General features: G+C 66.0%; 24 protein-coding genes. 9 read left to right on the forward strand and 15 right to left on the reverse strand.

Annotated elements, in window-relative coordinates; all coding sequences use genetic code 11:
- Window positions 1-22 precede the first annotated feature (22 nt).
- Window positions 23-2,098: a TonB-dependent receptor plug domain-containing protein gene (locus QX108_RS13150; protein WP_315785437.1), complete on the forward strand. Its 2,076-nt coding sequence runs from the start codon at window positions 23-25 to the stop codon at window positions 2,096-2,098.
- A 67-nt stretch (window positions 2,099-2,165) separates the two neighbouring features.
- On the forward strand, window positions 2,166-2,744 hold the full coding sequence (locus QX108_RS13155) for a hypothetical protein (RefSeq protein ID WP_315725905.1): 579 nt from the start codon (window positions 2,166-2,168) through the stop codon (window positions 2,742-2,744).
- Window positions 2,745-3,133: 389 nt separating this feature from the next.
- Here the strand turns inward: QX108_RS13155 and ilvC are convergent, their stop codons facing one another.
- From ilvC to miaA, 8 genes are all read right to left on the reverse strand, one after another.
- A complete protein-coding gene (ilvC, locus tag QX108_RS13160) occupies window positions 3,134-4,153 on the reverse strand; it encodes a ketol-acid reductoisomerase (RefSeq protein ID WP_315725903.1) in 1,020 nt (339 codons plus the stop codon).
- A 150-nt stretch (window positions 4,154-4,303) separates the two neighbouring features.
- Window positions 4,304-4,906: a LysE family translocator gene (locus tag QX108_RS13165; protein WP_172179696.1), complete on the reverse strand. Its 603-nt coding sequence runs from the start codon at window positions 4,904-4,906 to the stop codon at window positions 4,304-4,306.
- Between the two features lie 301 nt (window positions 4,907-5,207).
- Complete coding sequence (locus QX108_RS13170; RefSeq protein ID WP_315785440.1) at window positions 5,208-5,897, reverse strand: class I SAM-dependent methyltransferase; 690 nt, start codon at window positions 5,895-5,897, stop codon at window positions 5,208-5,210.
- A gap of 3 nt (window positions 5,898-5,900) precedes the next feature.
- The gene (gene ilvN / locus QX108_RS13175; protein WP_315785442.1) at window positions 5,901-6,443 is read right to left on the reverse strand and encodes an acetolactate synthase small subunit; all 543 of its coding nucleotides are present in this window, start codon (window positions 6,441-6,443) and stop codon (window positions 5,901-5,903) included.
- Window positions 6,444-6,594: 151 nt separating this feature from the next.
- Window positions 6,595-7,581: a threonine dehydratase gene (locus tag QX108_RS13180; RefSeq protein WP_315785444.1), complete on the reverse strand. Its 987-nt coding sequence runs from the start codon at window positions 7,579-7,581 to the stop codon at window positions 6,595-6,597.
- A gap of 158 nt (window positions 7,582-7,739) precedes the next feature.
- Entirely contained in the window at window positions 7,740-9,509 is a 1,770-nt protein-coding gene (locus QX108_RS13185) for an acetolactate synthase 3 large subunit (RefSeq protein ID WP_315785446.1), read from the reverse strand.
- 168 nt (window positions 9,510-9,677) lie between these two features.
- On the reverse strand, window positions 9,678-9,944 hold the full coding sequence (locus tag QX108_RS13190) for a hypothetical protein (protein ID WP_315785448.1): 267 nt from the start codon (window positions 9,942-9,944) through the stop codon (window positions 9,678-9,680).
- Between the two features lie 98 nt (window positions 9,945-10,042).
- Window positions 10,043-10,960 (reverse strand): tRNA (adenosine(37)-N6)-dimethylallyltransferase MiaA, encoded by a 918-nt coding sequence (gene miaA, locus QX108_RS13195; RefSeq protein ID WP_315785450.1) that lies wholly within the window; start codon window positions 10,958-10,960, stop codon window positions 10,043-10,045.
- A gap of 3 nt (window positions 10,961-10,963) precedes the next feature.
- Between miaA and serB the strand changes: the two genes are divergently transcribed.
- From serB to arsH, 7 genes are all read left to right on the forward strand, one after another.
- Window positions 10,964-11,854 carry a phosphoserine phosphatase SerB gene (serB, locus tag QX108_RS13200; protein WP_315725888.1) on the forward strand — a complete coding sequence of 297 codons (891 nt, stop codon included), beginning with the start codon at window positions 10,964-10,966 and terminating at the stop codon, window positions 11,852-11,854.
- Window positions 11,855-12,582: 728 nt separating this feature from the next.
- On the forward strand, window positions 12,583-12,855 hold the full coding sequence (locus QX108_RS13205; RefSeq protein ID WP_315785452.1) for a hypothetical protein: 273 nt from the start codon (window positions 12,583-12,585) through the stop codon (window positions 12,853-12,855).
- Window positions 12,856-13,290: 435 nt separating this feature from the next.
- On the forward strand, window positions 13,291-13,587 hold the full coding sequence (locus QX108_RS13210) for a metalloregulator ArsR/SmtB family transcription factor (RefSeq protein ID WP_315725883.1): 297 nt from the start codon (window positions 13,291-13,293) through the stop codon (window positions 13,585-13,587).
- Window positions 13,584-14,639, forward strand: coding sequence for a permease (locus tag QX108_RS13215; RefSeq protein WP_315785454.1), 1,056 nt, complete (start codon window positions 13,584-13,586; stop codon window positions 14,637-14,639). Before QX108_RS13210 ends, QX108_RS13215 begins: the two co-directional genes overlap by 4 nt.
- Before the next feature lie 13 nt (window positions 14,640-14,652).
- Window positions 14,653-14,889 (forward strand): thioredoxin family protein, encoded by a 237-nt coding sequence (locus tag QX108_RS13220; RefSeq protein ID WP_315785458.1) that lies wholly within the window; start codon window positions 14,653-14,655, stop codon window positions 14,887-14,889.
- Window positions 14,874-15,389 (forward strand): heme-binding protein, encoded by a 516-nt coding sequence (locus tag QX108_RS13225; protein ID WP_315785460.1) that lies wholly within the window; start codon window positions 14,874-14,876, stop codon window positions 15,387-15,389. The genes QX108_RS13220 and QX108_RS13225 overlap by 16 nt, the downstream gene beginning before the upstream one ends.
- A 126-nt stretch (window positions 15,390-15,515) precedes the next feature.
- The gene (gene arsH / locus QX108_RS13230; protein WP_172111285.1) at window positions 15,516-16,217 is read left to right on the forward strand and encodes an arsenical resistance protein ArsH; all 702 of its coding nucleotides are present in this window, start codon (window positions 15,516-15,518) and stop codon (window positions 16,215-16,217) included.
- A gap of 791 nt (window positions 16,218-17,008) precedes the next feature.
- Here arsH and QX108_RS13235 read toward each other — a convergent pair.
- The 7 genes from QX108_RS13235 to QX108_RS13265 form a co-directional block, all read right to left on the reverse strand.
- Window positions 17,009-18,511: a Do family serine endopeptidase gene (locus QX108_RS13235; protein WP_315725873.1), complete on the reverse strand. Its 1,503-nt coding sequence runs from the start codon at window positions 18,509-18,511 to the stop codon at window positions 17,009-17,011.
- A 222-nt stretch (window positions 18,512-18,733) separates the two neighbouring features.
- Window positions 18,734-18,940: a DUF2065 domain-containing protein gene (locus QX108_RS13240; RefSeq protein ID WP_172110965.1), complete on the reverse strand. Its 207-nt coding sequence runs from the start codon at window positions 18,938-18,940 to the stop codon at window positions 18,734-18,736.
- A 111-nt stretch (window positions 18,941-19,051) separates the two neighbouring features.
- Complete coding sequence (gene hflC, locus QX108_RS13245; protein ID WP_315725870.1) at window positions 19,052-19,987, reverse strand: protease modulator HflC; 936 nt, start codon at window positions 19,985-19,987, stop codon at window positions 19,052-19,054.
- Window positions 19,984-21,111, reverse strand: a complete 1,128-nt coding sequence (gene hflK / locus QX108_RS13250) for an FtsH protease activity modulator HflK (RefSeq protein WP_315785463.1) — start codon at window positions 21,109-21,111, stop codon at window positions 19,984-19,986. Before hflK ends, hflC begins: the two co-directional genes overlap by 4 nt.
- 249 nt (window positions 21,112-21,360) lie before the next feature.
- A complete protein-coding gene (locus QX108_RS13255; protein ID WP_315785465.1) occupies window positions 21,361-21,873 on the reverse strand; it encodes a dihydrofolate reductase in 513 nt (170 codons plus the stop codon).
- Complete coding sequence (locus QX108_RS13260; RefSeq protein ID WP_315725864.1) at window positions 21,870-22,355, reverse strand: GNAT family N-acetyltransferase; 486 nt, start codon at window positions 22,353-22,355, stop codon at window positions 21,870-21,872. The genes QX108_RS13255 and QX108_RS13260 overlap by 4 nt, the downstream gene beginning before the upstream one ends.
- A gap of 3 nt (window positions 22,356-22,358) precedes the next feature.
- Window positions 22,359-23,153, reverse strand: coding sequence for a thymidylate synthase (locus tag QX108_RS13265; protein WP_315725862.1), 795 nt, complete (start codon window positions 23,151-23,153; stop codon window positions 22,359-22,361).
- Between the last annotated feature and the right edge of the window lie 19 nt (window positions 23,154-23,172).

Here is a 23,172-nt window from a genome sequence, read left to right on the forward strand (position 1 = left end):
GCGGTGACGTGCCACTGACGTCATGCCGAGGTCACTCGTGTCTCCCGTTCCCCATGCCAGGCGCCGCCGCGCCTTTCTGTCGTCGTTCTGCGTCCTCTCGTCATTCGCCATGCTCGGTGCTCTCCCAGCCGCCGCGCAGCAATCCGCCTCGCCCGACCTGCTGCCCCCGGTCGAGGTCGACCCGCCGCGCACGCCGATCGCTGCGAAACCGGCCATGCCCCGCAGAACCGGCAACGCCGCGCATCGGCAGATGCCGGCGGCAAAGCCGGCTGCTCCGGTCGGCACGCCGGTCGCGGTCAGTCCGACCGGGATCGTGACGCCGGTCGCCAACGTCGCGAATGCGATCACGATCGTGACCGACAGGGACATTGCCACCCAGCAGGCCCGCACCGTGCCGGACATCCTGAGCACGGTCCCGGGACTGAACGTCGTGCAGGCCGGCGGCCCGGGCGGCCAGACCAACGTCTTCGTGCGCGGCACCAATGCCAATCACACCAAGCTGATCATCGACGGCATCGACGTCGGCGACGTCACCAACGGCAATGGCGCGTTCGACTTTGCGCATCTCTTGGCCGCCGACATCCAGCAATTCGAGGTGCTGCGCGGGCCGCAGAGCGGCCTCTACGGCTCCGATGCGATCGGCGGCGTGATCTCGGTGATCACCCGCAAGGGCGACGGGCCGGCGCGGGCGACCGCCTCGGTCGAGAGCGGGTCGTTCAAGACGTTCAACCAGAGCGCCGGACTGAGCGGCTCGCAGGCCAACGTCAACTACGCGGTCAATGTCGCGCATCTGCACGCCGGCGACGTGCCGGTGACGCCATGGCAATTGCTGCCCGCGGGGCAGAAGGCGATCGGCAACACCTACGACAACGTCACCGCCTCGGCCAAGCTCGGCGTCGACCTCAACGAGGCATGGACGCTGAATTCAGTGGTCCGCACCACCGACGCCACCCTGCTGTTCACCGGCGACAGCGGCTTTCCCAGCGTTCCCGATGCTGTCAGGAGCAATCACACCGTTCGCCAGCTGGCGACGCGCGAGGAAGCGGTGTGGTCGGTGCTCGGCGGCCGCATCAGGAACTATTTCGGCGTCAACTATGTGAACAATCGGTCGTCCGATCTCACGGCCGGCAATCCCGTGGCCGCGGTCGCCACCGGCGAGCGCATCAAATATGACTGGCATGCGGTGACCGAGCTGGCGCCGCACAACAACCTCATCGTCGGCCTGGAGCAACAGACCGAACGGCTGAAGACAGCTGATCTTTCCGCAGAGAACGGCAACAGGGCCGGCTTCATCGAGCTGCAGACGGAATTTGCCAGGCGCTGGTTCGTGGTGGCGAGCCTGCGCAACGACGTCAACGACCAGTTCGGCGGGCACGGCACCTGGCGTATCGCGCCGGCGATGATCCTGCCGGTCACCGAGACCAAGCTGAAGGCGAGCTACGGCACCGGCTTCAAGGCACCGACCCTGAGCCAGCTGCACCAGGATTTTCCGGCGTTCAACTTCTTCGCCAATCCGGACCTGAAGCCGGAAGAGAGCACCGGCTATGATGCCGGCTTCGAGCAGCCGCTGTTCGATGATCGCGTCCGCTTCGGCACGACCTACTTCCACAACAGCATCACCAACCTGATCAATTTCAACGCCACCTTCACCTCCTACGCCAATGTCGGTCTCGCCACGACGGAGGGCACCGAGAGCTTCGTGGCGGCTGATCTGACCGATCGGATCTCGCTGCGCGCGGACTATACCTTCACCCGCGCGGTCGATGCGGCCACCGGTCAGCAGCTATTGCGACGGCCGAAGGAGAAGTGGAGCGCCACGGCGACCTGGCTGCCAATCGATGCGCTGAGCCTGTCCGCCACCGTGCTGCGGATCAGCGGCTGGCTCGACGTCAGCCGCGACGGCCTGACCACCGGCCTGGTCGCGCCCGGCTACACCATCGTCAACCTGCGCGGCGATTACGCGCTGTCCGACCAGGTCAAGCTGTTCGGCCGGGTCGATAATCTGTTCAACCGCCACTACCAGAACCCGACCGGGTTCCTGGCGCCCGGCCTCGGCGTATTCGCGGGCATCCGCGTGGCGACGTCCGGCTTGCAGTGACGTCATCCCGAGGCGGCTGACAGCCGCATCGAAACTGGACTACAATTCCACCAACAGGAGATGTTCCATGGCTCTCGACATTCTCGCCCGCTCCCAGTCCGAGGTTCGCCTCGCGCCCGTCGCACCCCGGCATGCGGCCGCGTTCTGCTTCGCACTGCTGACCACGGCCTGCGCGCTGGCGAGCTTCGTGTTCGCCTGCGCGACGCCGTTCGCGGCCTTTGCGGTGATCGCCGCCGCCATGCTGCCGCTGCGATCGGCGCTGCCGGCCGTGCTCGGCGCCTGGCTGGTTAACCAGGGCATCGGCTTCGGCGCCCTGCACTATCCGGTCGATGCCAGCACGCTGGCCTGGGGTGCGGTGATCGGCGCCGCGGCGCTGGTTGCCACCGTCGCAGCCCGCGGCGTTCTGCGGGCGCTGGCCACGAGCCCCGCTCCGCTCGGCTTTGCCGCCGCCCTGCTCGGCGCCTACGCGGCCTATGAGCTGGTGCTGCTCGCCGCCACGCCCGCGCTCGGCGGCGCCGCGAGCTTCACGCTGCCGATCATCGCTCGCCTCGGCCTGACCAGCGCCGCGTGGCTGGTCGGCCTCGTCGCAGCCTGTGAGATCGTCCGTCTGCTGACGCCGCTGGCCTCGCGCCGCGCGGCGTCCTAGAGCATGATCCGGAAAAGTGGAAACCGGTTTCCCGAAAAGATCATGCTCAAACAAAGAACTAAGATCATGATGCGTTTCCGCCGAAACGCATCATGATCTAAGGAAGCCTCCGGACTCATTTCCAAACATAAACGGCGGGCCGCAGCCCGCCGTTTATGTTCGACCATTCAATTCAGATAAGGCCGGTCTGCGGCTCTGGAAACGAACACCTCTCCCGAAGGGAGAGGTCGCATCGCATCGTCAGATGCGATGCGGGTGAGGGGTTCAGGTGCCTCGAACCGCCAAGAATCCCCGGGCCGCTCCCTCACCCGGCGCTACGCGCCGACCTCTCCCCGATGGGGAGAGGTCGAGATTGCGGTGAGCGTCGTGCCCGCTCGCTCGATATCGGTTTAGTTCTTCGACTTGTCGACCAGCGCGCCCTTCTTGATCCAGGGCATCATGTCGCGCAGGCGGGCGCCGACCTCCTCGATCGGGTGCTGCGACAGGCGGGCGCGGGTGGCCTTGAACGAGGACTGGTTGACCTTGTTCTCGAGCATCCAGTCGCGGGCGAAGCGGCCGGACTGGATGTCGTCGAGCACGCGCTTCATCTCGGCCTTGGTCTCGGAGGTGATGATGCGCGGGCCGGTGACGTACTCGCCATATTCGGCGGTGTTGGAGATCGAGTAGTTCATGTTGGCGATGCCGCCTTCATAGATCAGGTCGACGATCAGCTTCACCTCGTGCAGGCACTCGAAATAGGCCATCTCCGGGGCGTAGCCGGCCTCGGTCAGGGTCTCGTAGCCGGCCTTGATCAGCTCGACCAGGCCGCCGCACAGCACCGCCTGCTCGCCGAACAAATCGGTCTCGCACTCTTCCTTGAAGGTGGTCTCGATGATGCCGGCGCGGCCGCCGCCGATCGCCGAGGCGTAGGACAGGCCGAGGTCATGGGCGTTGCCCGAGGAATCCTTGGCGATCGCGATCAGGCAGGGCACGCCGCCACCGCGCTGGTACTCGGAGCGGACGGTGTGGCCGGGGCCCTTCGGCGCGATCATCAGCACGTCGAGATCGGCGCGCGGGTCGAGCAGGTTGAAGTGCACGTTGAGGCCGTGCGCGAACACCAGCGCCGCACCCTGCTTCATGTTGTCGTGCAGGTGCTCGCGGTAGATGTCGCCCTGCAGCTCGTCCGGGGTCAGCATCATCACCAGGTCGGCCCACTTGGCGGCCTCGGCGACTTCCATCACCTTGAAGCCGGCGCCTTCGGCCTTCTTGGCCGAGGCCGAGCCCTTGCGCAGCGCGATCGCAACGTCCTTGACGCCGGAATCCTTCAGGTTGAGCGCGTGGGCATGGCCCTGGCTGCCGTAGCCGACGATGACGACCTTCTTGCCCTTGATCAGGTTCAGATCGGCGTCGCGATCGTAGTAGACACGCATTGTCGTTTCCTCTTTGAGATGGCCGGAATTGGCTGAAAGGTCAGAAGCTTGGGTGAGGCACGGACGACCGGGCCGGCACGAAATCCGGCCCGTGTCTAGAGCATTTTGGGCCCCGATGGAAACCCCGATCTCGCATGGCGGCGGCGTCCTTCATGCGTCCATGAAGACGGGATAGAGCGAGGCCAGCAGCAGCACCGCCATCACGATGTTGAAGGCGCGGACGGCACGTTCTGAGCTGAGCAGCGGCCGCAAGGCGGTCCCGAACAAGGTCCAGGTGATGGTCGAGCCGATCGCCATGACGAAGCTGATCGCGACCTGCAGTGCAACATTGGCGGGAAAGCGCGCGATCGCGGCATAGGCGGTGATGGTGCTGATCACCATCACCCAGCCCTTGGCGTTGACCCACTGAAACAGCGCCGCGCCCCAGAACGACATCGGCCCGCGCAGCGTCGTGTCCTCGGGCTTCGTCGATCCGGAGAAGGCGATCGCGACCGCCAGATAGATCAGGTAGGCGGCGCCGAGATATTTCAGCAGGTCCTGCAGAACGGGGTAGCGGATGAACACCGTCGCGAGGCCGAAGCCGACCGCACCGACCATGAAGGCGAAGCCGAAGCTGACACCCATCATGTGCGGCACCGTGCGGCGGAAGCCGTAGGTCACGCCCGACGACAGCAGCATGATGTTGTTCGGCCCCGGCGTGAACGCCATCACGAAGGCGAAGGTGACGAAGGCAATGAGGAGCTGCTGGGACATTACTCATCTGCCTCCACGTCGTCATGGCCGGGCTTGTCCCGGCCATCCACGTCGTTCAGCACGCCTGGACAGACCTGGATGCCCGGGACGAGCCCGGGCATGACGGAGTCACAAACTCCCAGGAGGGCGGACCGCGACAGCTTCAGTTCACAAGATGCGATCCGGGTGAGGGGGTACAGGTCTCTCCGCGAACACTCCCCGTGCGGCTGCCCCTCACCCCAACCCTCTCCCCGTAAGAACGGGGAGAGGGGGCGCACCGTCGGCTGCGCGAGAGCAAGACTCACCCGTCTGTAGTTCATTTCTAGCCCTGCCCCGCCGGCTTCTGCAGCACGTAGGTCGCGTGCATCGGGGCGTGGTAGTCGGCGGACACCGTCACGAAGCCCACCTCGGCCAGCATGCGCTCCATCACCCAGGCGAAGGTCGAGTTCTCGTCGCGCATGTGGGTGATGACGCTGTCGCGCGCGAGGTCGTGGTTCTTGATGTTGAAATCGGCCCATTGCTCGACCGAGCGCTCGGCGCCGTCGGGCATGCTGACATAGACGATGTCGCGCAGGAAGAACTGCGCGCCCGGCTTCAGCGCCGCATAGATCCGCGCCAGCGCCACCGCCTTCCAGAAGTCCGGCAGATGGTGCAGCGTGAACTCGCTGGCGATCAGGTCGTAAGAGTTGGGCTCATAGGCGAACGACAGCAGCCCAGCCGAATGCATCCGCACCGCGGTGCGGCGATCCCTGGTGTAGATCCGAGTCAGCGCCAACATCGCCGGCGAGATGTCGATGGCGTCGACCACGGCCCCCATCAGCGCGGCTTCCGTCGCCAGCACGCCGTTGCCGCAGCCGATGTCGGCCACCCGCCAGCCCGGCTTGACGCCGAGCATCTTCAACGCGGCGCGCGCCCGCTCGTCGGCATCATCCCCCGAGCCGTAGATCGAGGCCACGGCATGGTCGAGCCCGATCCGGTTGCGTTCGTTGTAGTACCAGTCGCGCGCCAGCATGGCTCACATCCCTTCCGGTCCCCGCCCGATCGCCGCGATGCCGGTCCTGGCCACTTCGACCAGGCCGAGCGGGCGCATCAGATCGATGAATTGATTGATCTTGTCGGTGTTGCCTGTGATCTCGAACACAAAGCTCTCGGTGGTGGCGTCGATGACGCGGGCGCGGAACGCATCCGCCAGCCTGAGCGCCTCGACCCTGGGCTCGCCGATGCCGCGCACCTTGACCATCGCGAGCTCGCGCTCGATCGCGCGCTTGGTCAGCGTCATGTCGACGACGCGGTAGACCGGGATCATGCGGTCGAGCTGGTGCTTGATCTGCTGGATCACCATCGGCGTGCCGGTCGTGACGATGGTGATGCGGGACAGATGCTTCTGGCTCTCGGTCTCGGAGACGGTGAGGCTCTCGATGTTGTAGCCGCGCCCCGAGAACAGGCCGATGACGCGCGCGAGCACGCCGGGCTCGTTCTGCACGAGGACCGACAACGTGTGGGTCTCGTTCGGATCGTGGCGGTCTTCGATGAAATAGGCGGAGGCTGGCTGGTTCATTGGTGTCCCCGTGATGTGTCTCCCGTCATGCCCGCGCAGGCGGGCATCCAGCAAACGCCGGCAGTCGTGAGACTCACGACGGCCGCGGCGTACTGGATCGCCCGGTCAAGCCGGGCGATGACAGCGGTGGGTGTGGTGAGCTGCGTGGCCTTCATGCCGCTCCCGCCTTCTCAGTTTCAGCGGCCGCCGGCATCACCCAGCGCCTGAACAGGTCGAGATCGATGTTGCCGCCGGTCAGCACCAGGCCGACGCGCTTGCCTGCGAGCTTGTGCTTCTCCTGCAGGGCGGCTGCGAGCGAGGCCGCGCCGGCGCCCTCGGCAAGATTGTGGGTGTCGGTCCAGAAGATGCGGATGGCTTCGGCAATCTCGGCGTCGCTGACCTGAACGATGCGGGAGGCGCCCTTCAGGATGATCGCGAGCGCGTCCGCGTCGGGGCTGCGCGTCGCCAGTCCGTCGGCGTTGGTATCGGCGCTGTTGGTGGACACGACCGTGCGGGCCGCGAACGACAGCGCATAGGACGGCGCGCCCGTCGACTGCACGCCGACGATCTCGGTCTTCAGCCCGAGCAGGTCGCGCGCCATGATGCAGCCGCAGATGCCGGAGCCCTGCCCGACCGAGACGTAGAGCACGTCGAGATCGGGAGCGCTGCGCAACAGCTCCAGCGCATAGGTGGCGACACCGCGCACGAGATCTGGGTGGAACGACGGCACCATGTGCAGGCCATCGCGCGCGGCGTGGCGTCCCGCCTCCTCGCGCGATTCCTGGAAGTCGCTGCCATGCTCGATCAGCTCGGCGCCGAACGCAGCCATCGCGCGGTTCTTCTCGACCGAATTGCCCCTGGGCACGTAGATCGTCACCGGCAGGTCGTTGCGGCGGCCGGCGAAGGCGACGCTCTGGCCGTGATTGCCGCGCGTCGCGGTGATCAGCCCGCGGACACCCGGCTGCGTGCGCTTGAGGTTGTCGACATAGACCAACCCGCCGCGCACCTTGAAGGCGCCCGCCGGCGTGTGGTTCTCATGCTTGACGACGACATGCGTCCCCAGCCGCTGCGCCAGCAACGGCCACGCATGCGTCGGCGTCGCCGGCACGGCGGCGCCGACGATGGCGTGGGCAGCTTCAAGCTCAGCTAGTGTGAACACGGCTGCCTCCGCACAATAGCTGTCATGCCCGCGAAGGCGGGCATCCAGTACGCCGCGGCGGTCGTGGGACTCGCGACGGCCGCGGCGTACTGGATCGCCCGGTCAAGCCGGGCGATGACAGTGGAGTATGGGGTGGGCGCTGTGCTCACGGTCCGTCCTCACACCAGCGCCTTGCCGCCCGCGAACGCCGCGGCTGGATCGCTCGCCTCCGCCGGCAGGATCATCTCGTTATGCGCCTTGCCCGACGGGATCATCGGGAAGCAGTTCTCCAGCGCCGCGACGCGGCAGTCGAACAGCACCGGCTTCCTGACCGAGATCATCTCCTTGATCGCGCCGTCGAGATCGCCCGGCTTGCTCACCTGCAATCCGACGCCGCCATAGGCCTCGGCGAGCTTGACGAAGTCCGGCAGCGCCTCCGAGTAGGAATGCGACAGGCGGTTGCCGTGCAGCAGCTGCTGCCATTGCCGCACCATGCCCATGTACTGGTTGTTGAGGATGAAGATCTTGACCGGCAGCTCGTACTGCACGGCCGTCGACATCTCCTGCATCGTCATCTGCACCGAGGCGTCGCCGCCGATGTCGATGACCAGGCTGTCGGGATGCGCGACCTGCACGCCGATTGCGGCCGGCAGGCCGTAGCCCATGGTGCCGAGGCCGCCCGAGGTCATCCAGCGGTGCGGTTCCTCGAAGCCGTAGAACTGCGCCGCCCACATCTGGTGCTGGCCGACCTCGGTGGTGATGTAGGTGTCACGGCCGCGCGTCAGCTCGAACAGCCGCTGGATCGCATATTGCGGCATGATCACGTCGCGGTTCGGCTTGTAGGCCAGCGAGTTGCGCGCGCGCCAGACGGCGATCTCCTGCCACCATGACTTGATGTCCGGCTTCTTCGCCTCCGCCTTGAACACCTGCAGGATGTCGGCGAGCACGTCGCCGCAATCGCCGATGATCGGCACGTCGACGCGGATGTTCTTGTTGATCGACGACGGATCGATGTCGATGTGGATCTTCTTCGAGTTCGGCGAGAACGCATCGGTGCGGCCGGTGATGCGGTCGTCGAAGCGCGCGCCGACGCACAGCATGACGTCGCAATCATGCATCGTCATGTTGGCCTCGTAGGTGCCGTGCATGCCGAGCATGCCCAGCCAGTTGGGTCCCGACGCCGGATAGGCGCCCAGCCCCATCAGGGTCGAGGTGATCGGAAAGCCCGTGACCTCGACCAGCTCGCGCAGCAGCCGCGACGCCTCGGGGCCCGAATTGACGACGCCGCCGCCGGAATAGATCACCGGCCGCTTGGCCGAGGCCAAGAGCGCGACGGCTTTGCGGATCTGCATCGCATCGCCCTTGACGCGCGGCGAATAGGAGATGTGGACGTCGGACTTGCGCGGCGGATGATAGGTGCCGGTGGCGAACTGCACGTCCTTCGGCACGTCGACGACAACAGGGCCGGGACGGCCCGTCGTGGCGACATAGAACGCCTCGTGCAGCACCTTCGCGAGATCGTTGACGTTTCGGACCAGCCAATTGTGCTTGGTGCAGGGCCGGGTGATGCCGACGGTGTCACATTCCTGGAAGGCGTCATTGCCGATCAGATGCGTCGGCACCTGGCCGGTGATGCAGACCAGCGGGATCGAATCCATCAGCGCATCCGCCAGCGGCGTCACCATGTTGGTGGCGCCCGGGCCCGAGGTCACCAGCACGACGCCGGGCTTGCCGGTCGAGCGCGCATAGCCCTCGGCGGCATGGCCGGCACCCTGCTCGTGGCGGACCAGGATGTGCTCGACCTCGCTCTGCTGGAAGATCTCGTCATAGATCGGAAGCACCGCGCCGCCGGGATAGCCGAAGAGGTGCTGCACGCCGTGGTCGATGAGCGCGCGCACGATCATCGCGGCGCCGGTCATCTGGTTCGGATCGTGGCTCTTGTCGGTCATGGCAGGCTCCGGATCGCTTCTTGAAAGCGGCTGGTCGTTTGGTCGGTCGGTTCGGTCTGGCTTCGGTCGGTTCGTCTTGGGTCGCTTGGTTCAGTGTCGGTGGTGGCTTCCGGGCAATAAAAAAGGGCCCTGGAAGGCCCTGCGCACCGCTCGGATTTTGGATGGCCGCTAGCCATCCCCGGCGATGCGCCTGGGTACGACTACGATAAGGAGAATGGCAATAAAATTGCGCATGACGGCGAGCTGGCTTCCCAAAGGTTGCGCGAACATAACCATGGTCGCCTTGATGTCAAGGCAAAGCAGGTCCGCCAGCGCGATTTTGTCAAGGTAGCGCGGATTTTGCGGTTCGGCGAGCGGTAATTTGGCCGTCGCTCTCCAAGACGAGGCAATAGGCTGGATGAGAGTACGGGCTCCATCTCCAAACGAGGTCGTCATTCCGGGGCGCCCGGAGGGCGAGCCCGGAATCCATACTCACGATGGTGGTTATGGATTCCGGGCCCATCGCTTCGCGATGTCCCGGAATGACGATGCGGCTAGAGATTGGCCACCCACGCCCTTGCCGCCTCCGGGCTCATCCACTCGAACTCCGGCAACTGATGCCGAAACCAGGTGAACTGCCGCTTGGCGTAATGCCTGGTGTCGGCCTTGCCGATGGTGGCCGCCTCCTCCCGCGTGATCTCTCCTCTGAGATGGCGGATCAGCGCCGGCACGCCGTGGGCCTTCATGGCCGGCAGCAGCGGGTCGAGCCCGCGCGCGGCGAGCCGTTCGACCTCCTCCCGCGCGCCGGTCCCCAGCATTGCCTCGAACCGCGCATCGATCCTGGCATAGAGCGTCTCGCGCTCCGGCGCGATGAACACGCCCTGGTAGCTGCCCTCCGGCAGCAGCGGCGGCGTGGTCTCCGCGTGCCAGTCGGCCAATGGCCGACCCGTCGCCTCCACCACCTCCAGTGCGCGGGCCACACGGGTGCGGTCGCGCACGTTCAACCGCGCCCCCGCCCCCGGATCGCGCCGCGCCAGCTCGGCATGCAGCGCCTCGACGCCATCGCGCTCGAGCCTGACGCGCACCGCCTCCCGCACCTCGTCCGGCACCGGTGGCACCGCAGAGAGCCCCCGCGTCAGCGCCTTGAAGTACAGCCCGGTGCCGCCGATGAAGATCGGCAGCCGCCCGTCGCGCCTGACATCCGCGAGCACCTCGACAGCATCACGGACAAAATGGCCGGCCGAGTAGTTCACGGCGGCATCGACATGGCCATAGAGCCGATGCGGCACGGCAGCTTCTTCCTCGGCTGTCGGCCGTGCCGTCAGCACCCGGAGATCGCGGTAGACCTGCATGGAATCGGTATTGATGACCACCCCGCCCGCTTTTTGCGCAAGTTCCATGGCCAGCGCCGACTTGCCGCTGGCGGTCGGCCCTGCGATAAGCACGGCTTTGTTGATCCCTGGCAAAGTCACCTGATGTCTCTCGTCGCCACCTTCATCTGCAATCCCGCCGATCCCGCGCTTGATACCACGATCGTGGAGGCCTTCCTGGCCGTGCTGCCTTCGCCGGGCACGCCGCGCTGGCTGTTCGACGAGGTCGCGATCGACATCCCGTTCTCGCATGACGGCGAGGTTCACAAGCTCGAGGCCCGCCTGCGCGACCTACGCGGCGACATGCCGATCGACATCGTCGTGCAGCCTGAGGCGGTCAGGCGCAAGAAGCTTTTCCTCGCCGACATGGATAGCACCATGATCGGCCAGGAATGCATCGACGAATTGGCCGATTTTGCCGGGCTGAAGCCAAAGGTCGCCGCCATCACCGAGCGCGCGATGCGCGGCGAGATCGCCTTCGAGCCGGCCTTGCGCGAGCGCGTCGCCCTCTTGAAGGACCTGCCGGTCAGCGTCGTCGACGAGGTGCTCGCCAAGCGCATCAAGCTGACGCCGGGCGGCCGGCAGCTGGTCATGACCATGCGCGCCCACGGCGCCTACACCTGCCTGATCTCCGGCGGCTTCACGCTGTTCACCAATGCGGTCGCAGCCAAGATCGGCTTCCAGGAGAACCGCGCCAACGAGCTCGTCATCGACGCCGGCAAGCTGACCGGCGAGGTGCGCGAGCCGATCATCGGCCGCGACGCCAAGCTCGCCACTCTGGTCGAGCTGCGCGAGTCGTTCGACGTCGACGAGATCGACACGCTCGCGGTCGGCGACGGCGCCAACGACCTCGGCATGATCGAGGCCGCCGGCCTCGGCGTCGCCTATCACGCCAAGCCCGCCGTCTCCGCCGCTGCGTCAGCCCGCATCGACCACGGCGACCTCACCGCATTGCTCTACGCCCAGGGCTACACGCGCGACCAGTTCGTGGACTAGTCAGCCTGCAGCCCTCATACCGCAGGTGGGCAACGCGGCCGCTCAGGGACGTCACGCATTCGCACGTTCGGAAGCCATGGTGGGCACGGCGCGCGCTCGGGGGACGGAAACAACAGCAGCGTCGCCGCACCTTTGCAGACACAGTTTCTTTCCGTCATTCCGGGGCGCGCGGAGCGCGAGCCCGGAATCCATAGCCACAGGCGGCCATGGGGATCGGAAATGGACGTGGCGCTCGCCTTCGCACCACTCGCCGCTCGTGGCTATGGATTCCGGGCTCATCGCTGCGCGATGCCCCGGAATGACGGCGGAGAAAGTCATGGTCGTCCCGTGACGACACAGATCGTCCATCTCAGCCGATTGTGACAATGAGCTGAAAATTGCGATTGCTGAACGACCGCACCCGCACCTCGTGCCGTTGTCACCACTGCAAGCGAGATCTGCCGCAAGCCGACACGCGCTCACACGTCTCGCGTGCGCCGCTGAGGATTTTATTTCAATCCAGCACGCTGCCACGTAACTCCATTTCAATCTCATTTCAGATCGCCGATCACACCATTCGCATCCCGCATCATTGCAGGTCGGGCACGGCCCTTTAACCGCATCACCAATCGATGAATTGTCAAATCATGCTGCAGCGCATATATTCCCGTCAGCGCTAGGGAGCGTCCAAGGAAAACGAAAACGGTTGCACGTGATGCAATCGATCATCGTCACAGAAGGACCTCCCGATGACCATCAAGCACATCATTCCCGGCTCTCTCGTCGCATTTGCGCTGCTGACCGGCGCGGCCATTGCCGGCGAACTGCCGAGCTACGACGTCGGCGCGCTGCCGGCGACCCCGCATCAGCTCTCCGTCGTCGGCGCATCGTCCGCTGCTCAGCAGACCGTCGCGATCAATGTCGACAGCACCGCCTCGCCGCATCAGCTTGCCGTGCTCGCTCATCACCGCCGCAGCGCGGCGCTCGTCGCTCCGATCACCGTCGGCAGCGTTCGCAACTAAGCGACGCAAGCAAGCCATCGTCCAATAGGCAGCGCGCGTCTCGCCAAGCGAGGCCGCGCTCCCTGTTCGGGACAACGAATGGCGTCGCGCGTGGTGAAGATCCCGGACATCCGCGCCGCTGGCAGCCCAGACGCCCAGTCCGCTGCACCTTTTGGGTCTTCGTACCCGGCTCGGTGGGCCGCATCGTCGAGACCAGCCGCGCGAACACATTCCGGCCCGCGGCGGCAAGGCCATCCCGTGCATCAATTGACCTGACGCCAATCAGCTCGCCTGATTTCCCGACCGGGAGCTCGCGGGACGTCGCTGCGCGGGCCACGCATCACCTGCCATTGCCGGCCTGCCGCCGCGCCGCGCCGATTGCCCGGTCAAACCGCAGATCCGCGATCCATTATTTGCGCTATTGCGCAAATACGAAAATACGCACATATTAGGACCATGTCCGATCCCGTCCCGCTGCTTGCCGCTCTGGCCGAGCCGACCCGCCTCGCCGCCCTGCGCATCCTTTGGGACGGCGGCGAGCACTGCGTCTGCGAGCTCATGCGGCAGCTCCAAGCCAGCGCATCGCGCATGAGCCGGCACATGTCCGCCCTCAAGGCCGCCGGTCTCGTCATCGACCGGCGTGACGCCCAGTGGGTCCGGTATCGGCTGAGCCCTGACCTGACGCCCGATCGCCGCGCCATCCTCGACGCCGTCATGGCGGCCATGCCTGAGCCGAACAGGAGTGCAGCATGAAAAACGAAGCTTCGACCTACCCTGACGGATCGGCATCGGCTGTGATCTGGATCATTGCGACGGCAGCTGCGGTCGCGTTGTGGTTTGCGGTCTACTGGCAGCTGGAAGCGTTCTCGGCATGGCTGGTATCGTCGCTGCCGGTGTCCCGCGACAGCCATCTGGAACAAGCCGCGCGGTTCTTCGTGTTCGACGCGCCGAAGGTCCTGATGCTGATGACGCTGGTCGTGTTCGGCATGGGCGTCGTACGCAGCTTTTTTTCAGCCGAGCGAACTCGCGCGTTGCTCGCCGGCAAGCGCGAGGGCCTCGGCAATGTCGCGGCTGCGATCCTCGGCGTATTCACTCCCTTCTGCTCGTGCTCGGCGGTGCCGCTCTTCGTCGGCTTCGTCTCGGCCGGCGTCCCGCTCGGGGTGACCTTCTCGTTCTTGATCGCGGCGCCGATGGTGAACGAGGTCGCGCTCGGTCTTCTGTTCGCGCTGGTCGGCTGGAGGATCGCCGCGATCTATCTGGCCTTCGGCCTGGCGGTCGCGATCGTGGCGGGATGGATCATCGGACGACTGCACCTCGAAGGCTGGCTCGAGGAATGGGTTCGCAACGTACGCGCAGGACAGGCGGAGCTGCAGCCGGATTCGCCGACCGTCGCCGATCGAATCCGGGCCGGGATCGATGCAGTGCGCGACATCGTCGGCCGCGTCTGGGCCTGGATCATCGTTGGCATCGCCGCGGGCGCATTCATTCACGGCTATGTCCCGAACGACCTGCTCGCCTCGATCATGGGCAAGGACCAATGGTGGTCCGTGCCGGCCGTGGTGCTGATCGGCGTGCCGATGTACGCCAACGCTGCGGGCATCATTCCGGTCGTCGAGGCGCTGCTCGGCAAGGGTGCGGCGCTGGGAACGGTGCTCGCCTTCATGATGAGCGTCATCGCGCTTTCGTTTCCCGAGATGCTCATTCTGCGCAAGGTACTGACGCTCCGGCTGATCGCCGTCTTTGCGGGCGTCGTCGCCGCCGGCATCGTCGCCGTCGGCTTTTTGTTCAACGCCCTGTTCGGATGAAAGGACAAGCCCCATGAAGAACGTCAAGATTCTCGGCTCCGGCTGCAAGCGCTGTGTTCAGACCGCAGCAATGGTCTCCGCGGAAGCAAGCAGGCTCGGCATCGAGATCGAGCTGGAAAAGATTACGGACTTCGCCGACATCGCCCGGTTCGGCATCGCCTCGACGCCGGGCGTGGTGATCGATGGCAAGGTCGTTCACGCGGGTGGGCTGCCGAAGGCCGAGGACATGGCGAAATGGCTGTCGGCGTGATGGTATTGCGTCCGCTGCTCGCAGCCGTCCTCCTTTTCGGCCCGGCCTTAGTTGCGCGCGCCGACGAGCCCACATGGACGCGGCGGATCATCGCGCCGGACACGGCGCTCAAGGCAGCACAGGCGGCGCTCGCGGAGTGCCGCAAACGCGGCTGGCAGGCTGCCGTGACCGTGAGCGATCCGTCGGGGCTCGCGCTGGTCACCCTGCGCGACCGTTTCGCCGGCTGGCATACCCTCGAGGCCGCGACGGGCAAGGCGAGGACGGCCGCGAGCTGGCGCGAGGCGACGAGCACGCTCGCAGCCCGGCTGGCACGACCGGACGCCGCGGAGCGGGCCATCGTCAACGTTCCCGGCGTTGTCATGGTCGGCGGCGGCATGCCAATAGAGGCCGCTGGCCAGCAGGTCGGAGCGATCGGCGTATCCGGCGCGCCCGGAGGCGACAACGACGACATCTGCGCGAAGGCCGGCATCGAAGCTGTCGCTGCGGACATCGCGTTCTAAGCTCTTGGCGTTCTAAGCTCTTGGCGTTCTGAGCGCTTGGCGTTCTGAGCGCTTGTGCCGGCGGATCTCGAACGAGGACGGCCAACGCCGATCATTTTGCCGGAGGATACCGCGTTGTCTGACACCATGCCTCAATTGGACGAAACCGCCTTCCATCCCATCGACCGCGCGAAGCTGCTGGAGCCGGCGCTCTCCTCCCACCCTCCGCGAATCCTGCTGCTCTACGGATCGCTGCGGCAACGCTCGTTCAGCCGGCTTCTCACCGAGGAAGCCGCACGCATTCTCGCCCGCTTCGGCGCGGAGACGCGCAGCTTCGATCCGCACGGGCTGCCGCTGGTCGACGACGCGTGGCCCGACCATCCCAAGGTCGGAGAGCTGCACGAGCTCGTGACCTGGTGCGAGGGCATGGTGTGGTGCTCGCCGGAGCGGCACGGGGCGATGACCGGGGTGATGAAGACCCAGATCGACTGGATCCCGCTGTCGCTCGGGGCCGTCCGGCCGACACAGGGCAAGACGTTGGCCGTGATGCAGGTCAGCGGCGGCTCGCAGTCGTTCAACGCCGTCAATCAGCTGCGAGTCCTCGGCCGCTGGATGCGCCTGATCACGATTCCAAACCAGTCCTCGGTGCCGAAGGCCTTCGCGGAGTTCGACGACGCTGACCGCATGAAGCCGTCGCCCTATTACGATCGCGTCGTCGACGTGATGGAAGAGCTCGTCAAGTTCACGCTGCTGACGCGCGACCGGACGGAGTACCTGGTCGACCGCTATTCCGAGCGCAAGGAGAATGCCGAGGAGCTGTCGAAGCGGGTCAATCAGCGATCGCTGTGAGGCTCCGGCCGCGCGCTCCACCGTGTCCGGAACGTCGTCGCCGGCCGGCGGGGGCGCTGCAGTAGATTCTGAAAAAAATAATCTTCTTGCGTTTTATCTGAAATCATGATTATCTCCGCGCATCCCGCCTCACCGCAGAGGGGCGTTGCGCGCGATCGTCACGACACGCGAGGTGGGGATGCGATGGCCGCGATGAAGCCGCAGCGTGTCTTCGGGCGCGCCGACGAACGGCTTTGCTGCGGACGTGAAATCGCAGCGTCCTGATACCCCGACGCTGGTATCAAGCCGCGATGGCGCTGACGTGCCGCGTGGTGATGGTGGCCAACAAGCCCGGCGCACCAGGGAGACTGCGTATAAGCGTGAAGACCGTCGCGCAGGGAATGCCGGTTGAACCGGCTTTGCCTGTGGTACCTGCCGCCTGCATTTTTTTCGCAGGCGGGCCATGGGTGAGGCCTTCACCCGGCATTCCCTGCGCCCTCTGCACGTTTGCGAGGGACGAGCGATCGCAGACCTCGGGCGATATCGCCGCGAGAACGCGCTGCCACGTCCGTCACCTGCCCCAGCTGTTTGAGCCGTGAACCCATCCACCGTCGTCATCCCGGACAAGCCGTGCCGCGCGAAGCGCGGCATGGCGCCGATCCGGGATCCATACGCCGCAGCAGAGGTGATGGGCAAAATGCCAATGACCCACCTGCCCCAAACCGCTCCCTCAAGGGTATGGGTCCCGGCTCAAGGCCGGGACGACAGCGAGTGTGCCGGCCCAGGGTTGCCCCGAAGGACGAACGCCGAGCCTACTGCAGGCTCAACGCCACGAAGCGAAGCTCACCGTCGGCGTTCGACACCAGCAGCAGAACCGACTTCTTGCCGTCCTTCTTGAGCTGGTCGACGCGCTTCTTGATGTCGAGACCCGAGGTCACCGCCTCCTGGGCAACCTCGACGATGACGTCGCCGGCCGACAGCCGCTTCTCGGCGGCGTCGGAGGCCTGGTCGACACCGGTGACGACGACGCCCTTGACGCTGTCCTTGATCTTGTAGCGCGTGCGCAAGTCCTTCGACAAAGCGGCGAGATCGAGCCCGAGCGCCTTCTGGGTGGCTGGCTTCTCGGCCGGCTCGTCCTTCTTGATCGCCGCCTGCTGGACCTTCTCATTGTCCTCGAGCCGGCCGAGCTTGACCTTGAGGGTCTGCTCCTGGCCCTTGCGGATGATGACGACGTCGACCTCCTTGCCGACGGCGGAGTCGGCGACGATGCGCGACAGGTCCTTCGGCTCCTTGATGTCGCGGCCGTCGAACTTGACGACGACGTCGCCGGGCTCGATGCCGGCCGGCTTGGCCGGCCCCTTGTCGTCGACGCCGGCCACCAGCGCGCCGCGCGCCGGCTTGATGTTGAGGCTCTCGGCGATCTCGTCGGTGACGCCCTGGATGCGCACCCCGAGCCAGCCGCGGCGCAGCTCGCCGAACTGGCGCAGCTGGTCGACGACGCCGGCGACCGTCTTCGACGGCACCGCGAAGCCGATGCCGATCGAGCCGCCGGACGGCGAGATGATCAGCGTGTTGACGCCGATGACCTCGCCATCGAGATTGAACAGCGGACCGCCGGAATTGCCGCGATTGATCGAAGCATCGGTCTGGATGTAGCTGTCATAGGGCCCAGACGAGATGTCGCGGTTCTTGGCCGAGACGATGCCGGCCGTGACGGTGCCGCCGAGGCTGAACGGGTTGCCGATGGCGACCACCCATTCGCCGAGGCGGAGCTTGTCCGAGTCGCCGAACTTGACAACCGTCAGCGGCCGCGGCGGCTTGAACTTGAGCACCGCGAGGTCGGTCTTCTTGTCGACGCCGACCAGCTCGGCCTTGATCTTGGTGCCGTCGTTGAGGATCACGTTGATCTCGTCGGCGTCGGCGATGACGTGGTTGTTGGTGACCACGACGCCGGAATCGTCGACGATGAAGCCGGAGCCCAGCGAGTTGGTGCGCCGCGGCGAGTTGTCGGCGCCGCCCCGGCCGCCCGGACCGCCGCGGCGGTTCTTGAAGAAATCGTCGAAGAACTCCTCGAACGGCGAGCCCGGCGGCACCTGCGGATTGGCGTTGCGGTTCTCGGAGGAGCCACCCTTGGCCTCGACGGTCTGCGAGGTCGAGATGTTGACCACGGCGTCGATAACCCGCTCGGCGACGTCGGCGATCCCCTCGGGTCCGCGCGCCGAGGCCGGGACCGGCGCGAGCGCCCAGCCCGCGGCCAGGACAACCGCAGTCAGGACGGGACGCAGGCGACGGCTGAAAGCAAGGGTTGCGGTCATCGGGCGGATCTCCAGAAAAGTCGGCAAATTCAATCGGTACAGTGCGCCGGAACCGGGCGGGGACGCAAGCACGCCCGATCGGACCGCCCGATTCATCATTGAAGGCGACCTAATACGTCAAAATGGCGCAGCCATCGCCTCACAATGGCGTTGGCCGGGCGGCAAACGCAATCGGTTGGACGCCGGAAGCAGCCGCGGCGCAGCGAGGCCGGACGAGGCCCGTCAGATCGGGCGCCGGATGACCCAGATCAGGATCAGGCCGGCCACCGCCGAGCCGATGCCGACGGCACGCAGCACGTTGTCGGGCGTGGTCATCGCGGTCTTCATGGCCCGGCGCATCCACTCGGGACTTGCCGCGAACATCAGGCCTTCGATCACGAACAGGATACCTAATCCGATGAGGAAATCGGAAAACGCAATGGACCTCATCGGACCCGGACCTCCCGTTCGACCTTCTTGATGTCAGACGGGGCGAAGCAACGGCTTCGCCCCGTCCGTGTCAACTCATATTCGCCGGGGATCGACCGACCCCCGCCGACATCAGGGCTTGGCGGCCTGCGCGGCCGCAGCGGTCGTGCTGGCCGCCGACGGCGTTTGCGCCCCCGCCTTCCCCGACGGGTTGGCGAAGTAGCGGAAGAACTCCGAATCCGGCCGCAGCAGGAAGCGGGTATCGCCGGACTTCAGGCCGGTCTCATAGGCCGTCATCGAGCGGTAGAAGGCAAAGAAGTCCGGATCCTTGCCATAGGCCTCGGCGAACAGCCGGTTGCGCTCGGCATCGCCGGCACCACGGGTCTGCTCCGCCGTCGAATTGGCCTCGGCAATGATCACCGTCGCCTCGCGGTCGGCCTTGGACTTGATCTCCTGGGCCTTCTGGCCACCTAACGCCCGGAACTCCTCGGCCTCGCGCTGCCGCTCGGTCTTCATCCGGTTGTAGACCGCCTGGCTGTTGGCCTCCGGCAGGTCGGCGCGGCGGATGCGGACATCCACCACCTGGATGCCGTAGGCATCGGCCTCCTTGTCGAGCTGATCGCGGATCTTGCGCATCAGGACCTCACGCTCGTCGCGGACGACCTGCGTGAAGGTGACCTCGCCGAGCACGCGGCGGAGCGAGGCGTTGAGCAGGGTGCCGAGCTGTATATTGGCCTGCTGGATCGAGCCGGCGCTCTGGTAGAACTGCAGCGCGTTCTTGATCTTGTAGCGCGCGAAGGCATCGACCACGAGCCGCTTCTGGTCGAACGCGATCACCTCCTGGGAGGGGTTCTCGAGGTCGAGGATGCGCTTGTCGATCGAGATCACGTTGTCGATGAACGGGGCCTTGAAGTTCAGGCCGGGCTGGGTGACGACGTCGACCGGCTTGCCGAACCGCACCACGAGCGCCTGCTCGGTCTGCTGCACGGTGAACAGCGAGCTGTAGCCGATCACGACGAGCGCGAGCACGACGACGAGCGACAGGATGCCTGTGACGGGGGACCTCATCGGACGCCTCCCTGCTGAGCGGCCGGCGCCTGGCGGCGCGGCGCGAGATCGCCGAGCGGCAGCAGCGGGACGGGGCCGCCGGACGGGCCACCGTCGAGCACGAGCTTCTCGGAGCCCGAGAGCACGCGCTCCATGGTCTCGAGATAGATGCGTTCACGGGTCACGTCGGGCGCCTTCTTGTACTCGTCATAGACCTTCAGGAAGCGCGCGCTCTGGCCCTTGGCCTCGGCGACCGCCTGCTCCTTGTAGCCTTCCGCCGTCTGCAGGATCTGCGCAGCGCGGCCGCGCGCATCCGGCACGATCTTGTTGGCGTAGGTCTGCGCCTCGTTCTGCAGACGCTCGAGGTCGGCGCGGGCCGCCTGGACGTCACGGAACGCCTCGATGACCTGGGCCGGCGGATCGACCTTCTGCATCTGCACCTGGGTGATCTGGATGCCGGAGCCGTAAGTGTCGAGCGTCTTCTGCATCAGCTCCTGCACGTTCTGCTCGATGACGGTGCGGGCGCCGGTCAGGATCGGCTGGATGTTCGAACGGCCGATCACCTCGCGCATCGCGCTCTCGGCCACCGCCTTCACGGTGCCCTCGGGATTCTGGATGTTGAACAGGAAGTCGGCGGCGCCCTTCGGCTTGATGCGCCACAGCACGGTGACGTCGACATCGACGATGTTCTCGTCGCCGGTCAGCATCAGGCTCTCCTCCGGCACGTCGCGACCGCCGCGGCCGCGCCGGCCCGGATCGTCATTGGCGGTGATGCCGATCGAGATCGAATTGACGCGCAGCGCCTTGGGCAGCATCACGGTCTCGATCGGGTAAGGCAGGTGATAGCGCAGGCCCGGCTGCTCATCGCGGACATATTTGCCGAAGCGCAGCACCACGCCGAGCTCCTCGGACTGCACCCGGTAGAAGCCGGACAGCAGCCAGATGGCGATGGCGCCGACCACGATCAGGAGGATGCCGACGGCGCCGAAGCCGCCACCGGGGATGAACTGCTGCAGCCGGTCCTGGCCACGCCGCAGAAGATCTTCCAGGTCGGGGGGCCTTGGACCGACCGGTTGCGGTCCCGAGCCCCAGGGTCCCTTCGGACCCGGACCCCACGGGCCTCCGCCCTGATTCTTCCACGCCATCGATCGATCTCCTCCGAGAGGCTGATAGTGCACAACGCCGGCCCCGACGGTGGCCGGGTTATAAGGGACGGCCCCGCCCCTTACAACGTAGCGCTCCAGCTAAGCCCGAACCGGGTTTTGTCAATGTAAACAGGGCGGCAAGCGCCCGTTTGCCGCGGCTGGACAGGCCCGGCGCGGCCAAACAACGCGACTTCATCATTAACGGATGGTCTTGGAGTGGCGGCCGCATCGGTCCGCGGAGAGAAACGCTCACCGCCGCCGGCGATAGGTCACGTAGGAATATTCGGCCTGATCATCGGGACCCGAGGCATGGCGCTCGCGCGCCGTCTCCTCCCATTGGGCGGGATCGATCGAGGGAAACAGCGTATCGCCCGAAGGGCTCGCATGGACCTCGGTGATCTCCAGCCGGTCGGCCAGCGGCATCGTCGCCGCGTAAATCTCGGCGCCGCCGAGGATCGCGATCTCCGCGGCTGAACGCCGCAGCGCATCGCCCCGCGCAATGGCGAGCGCCTCGTCGACGGTGTGGGTCACGACCGCGCCGGGCGCGCGAAACTGAGAATCGCGGGTGATGACGATGTTGGTGCGGCCGGGCAGCGGCCGGCGCGGAAACGAGATGAATGTCTTGCGCCCCATCACGATCGGCCGCCCCATCGTCATGGCCTTGAGACGTTGCATGTCGCTCTTCTGCCGCCACGGAATGCCACCGGCGGCACCAATCACGCGGTTGTCGGCGATCGCGACGACGAGAACGATCTCGATCATGGCGCCTTCTCCGCCAGCCGAGTCAGTGCTTCGCCCGTCACCTTGCACAGCGTCCACTCGTCCATCAGCTCCGCCCCGAGCGATTTGTAGAAGGTGATCGACGGCGCGTTCCAGTCGAGCACCGACCATTGCAGCCGCGCCCAGTCGCGCTGCACGCAGGTCGCGGCGAGATGGCCGAGCAGCGCTTGGCCGATGCCGTTGCGACGGAATGCCGGGCGGACGAACAGGTCCTCAAGATAGAGGCCGGGCTTTCCGGCAAAGGTGGAGAAGTTGACGAACCAGACCGCGAAGCCCGCGACCTCGCCGTTCCATTCGGCGATGTCGCAGAACAGCGTCGGATGCTCGCAGAACAATGCGCCGGCGATGTCGACCTCGGTGGCCACGATCTCGTGGGCGAGCTTCTCGTAGTCGGCGAGCTCCTTGATCAGCGCAAATACGACGCCGATGTCGTCGGGCCGGGCGCGGCGGATGGACAGCGACATGCGTTACACCGCGACCGCGGCCTTGATGTGCGGATGCGGATCGTAGCCGGCGAGCGCAAAATCCTCGTAGCGGAAGCCGAAGATGTCCGTGACACCAGGGTTGAGCGTCATGGTCGGCAGCGGACGGGGCGCGCGGGTCAGCTGCAGGCGGGCCTGCTCGATGTGGTTGGAATAGAGGTGCACGTCGCCGAACGAATGCACGAACTCCCCGAGCTTCAGGCCCGTGACCTGCGCCACCATCATCGTCAACAGCGCGTAGGAGGCGATGTTGAAGGGCACGCCGAGGAAGACGTCGGCCGAGCGCTGATAGAGCTGGCACGACAGCTTGCCGTTCGCCACGTAGAACTGGAACAGGCAGTGGCACGGCGGCAGCGCCATCTTCTCGACGTCGGCCGGATTCCAGGCCGTGACGATCAGACGGCGCGAATCCGGATTGCGGCGGATCATGTCGACGACGTTCGTGATCTGGTCGATATGACCACCGTCGGGGGTCGGCCATGAGCGCCACTGGTAGCCGTAGACCGGGCCGAGATCGCCGTTGGCATCGGCCCACTCGTCCCAGATCGTCACGCCGTGGTCGTGCAGATATTTGATGTTGGTGTCACCCTTCAGAAACCACAGCAGCTCGTGCACGATCGCCTTCAGCGGCAGCCGCTTGGTGGTCAGAAGCGGAAAGCCGGCGGCGAGATTGAAGCGCATCTGGTGGCCGAACACCGACAGCGTGCCGGTGCCGGTGCGGTCGTGCTTCTCCGCGCCGTCGGACAGGATGCGTTCGAGCAGATCGTGATACTGGTGCATGGTTCGCGCTGGCGGCCTT

This window comes from Bradyrhizobium sp. SZCCHNR1002 (assembly GCF_032381435.1).
GTDB lineage: Bacteria > Pseudomonadota > Alphaproteobacteria > Rhizobiales > Xanthobacteraceae > Bradyrhizobium > Bradyrhizobium aeschynomenes.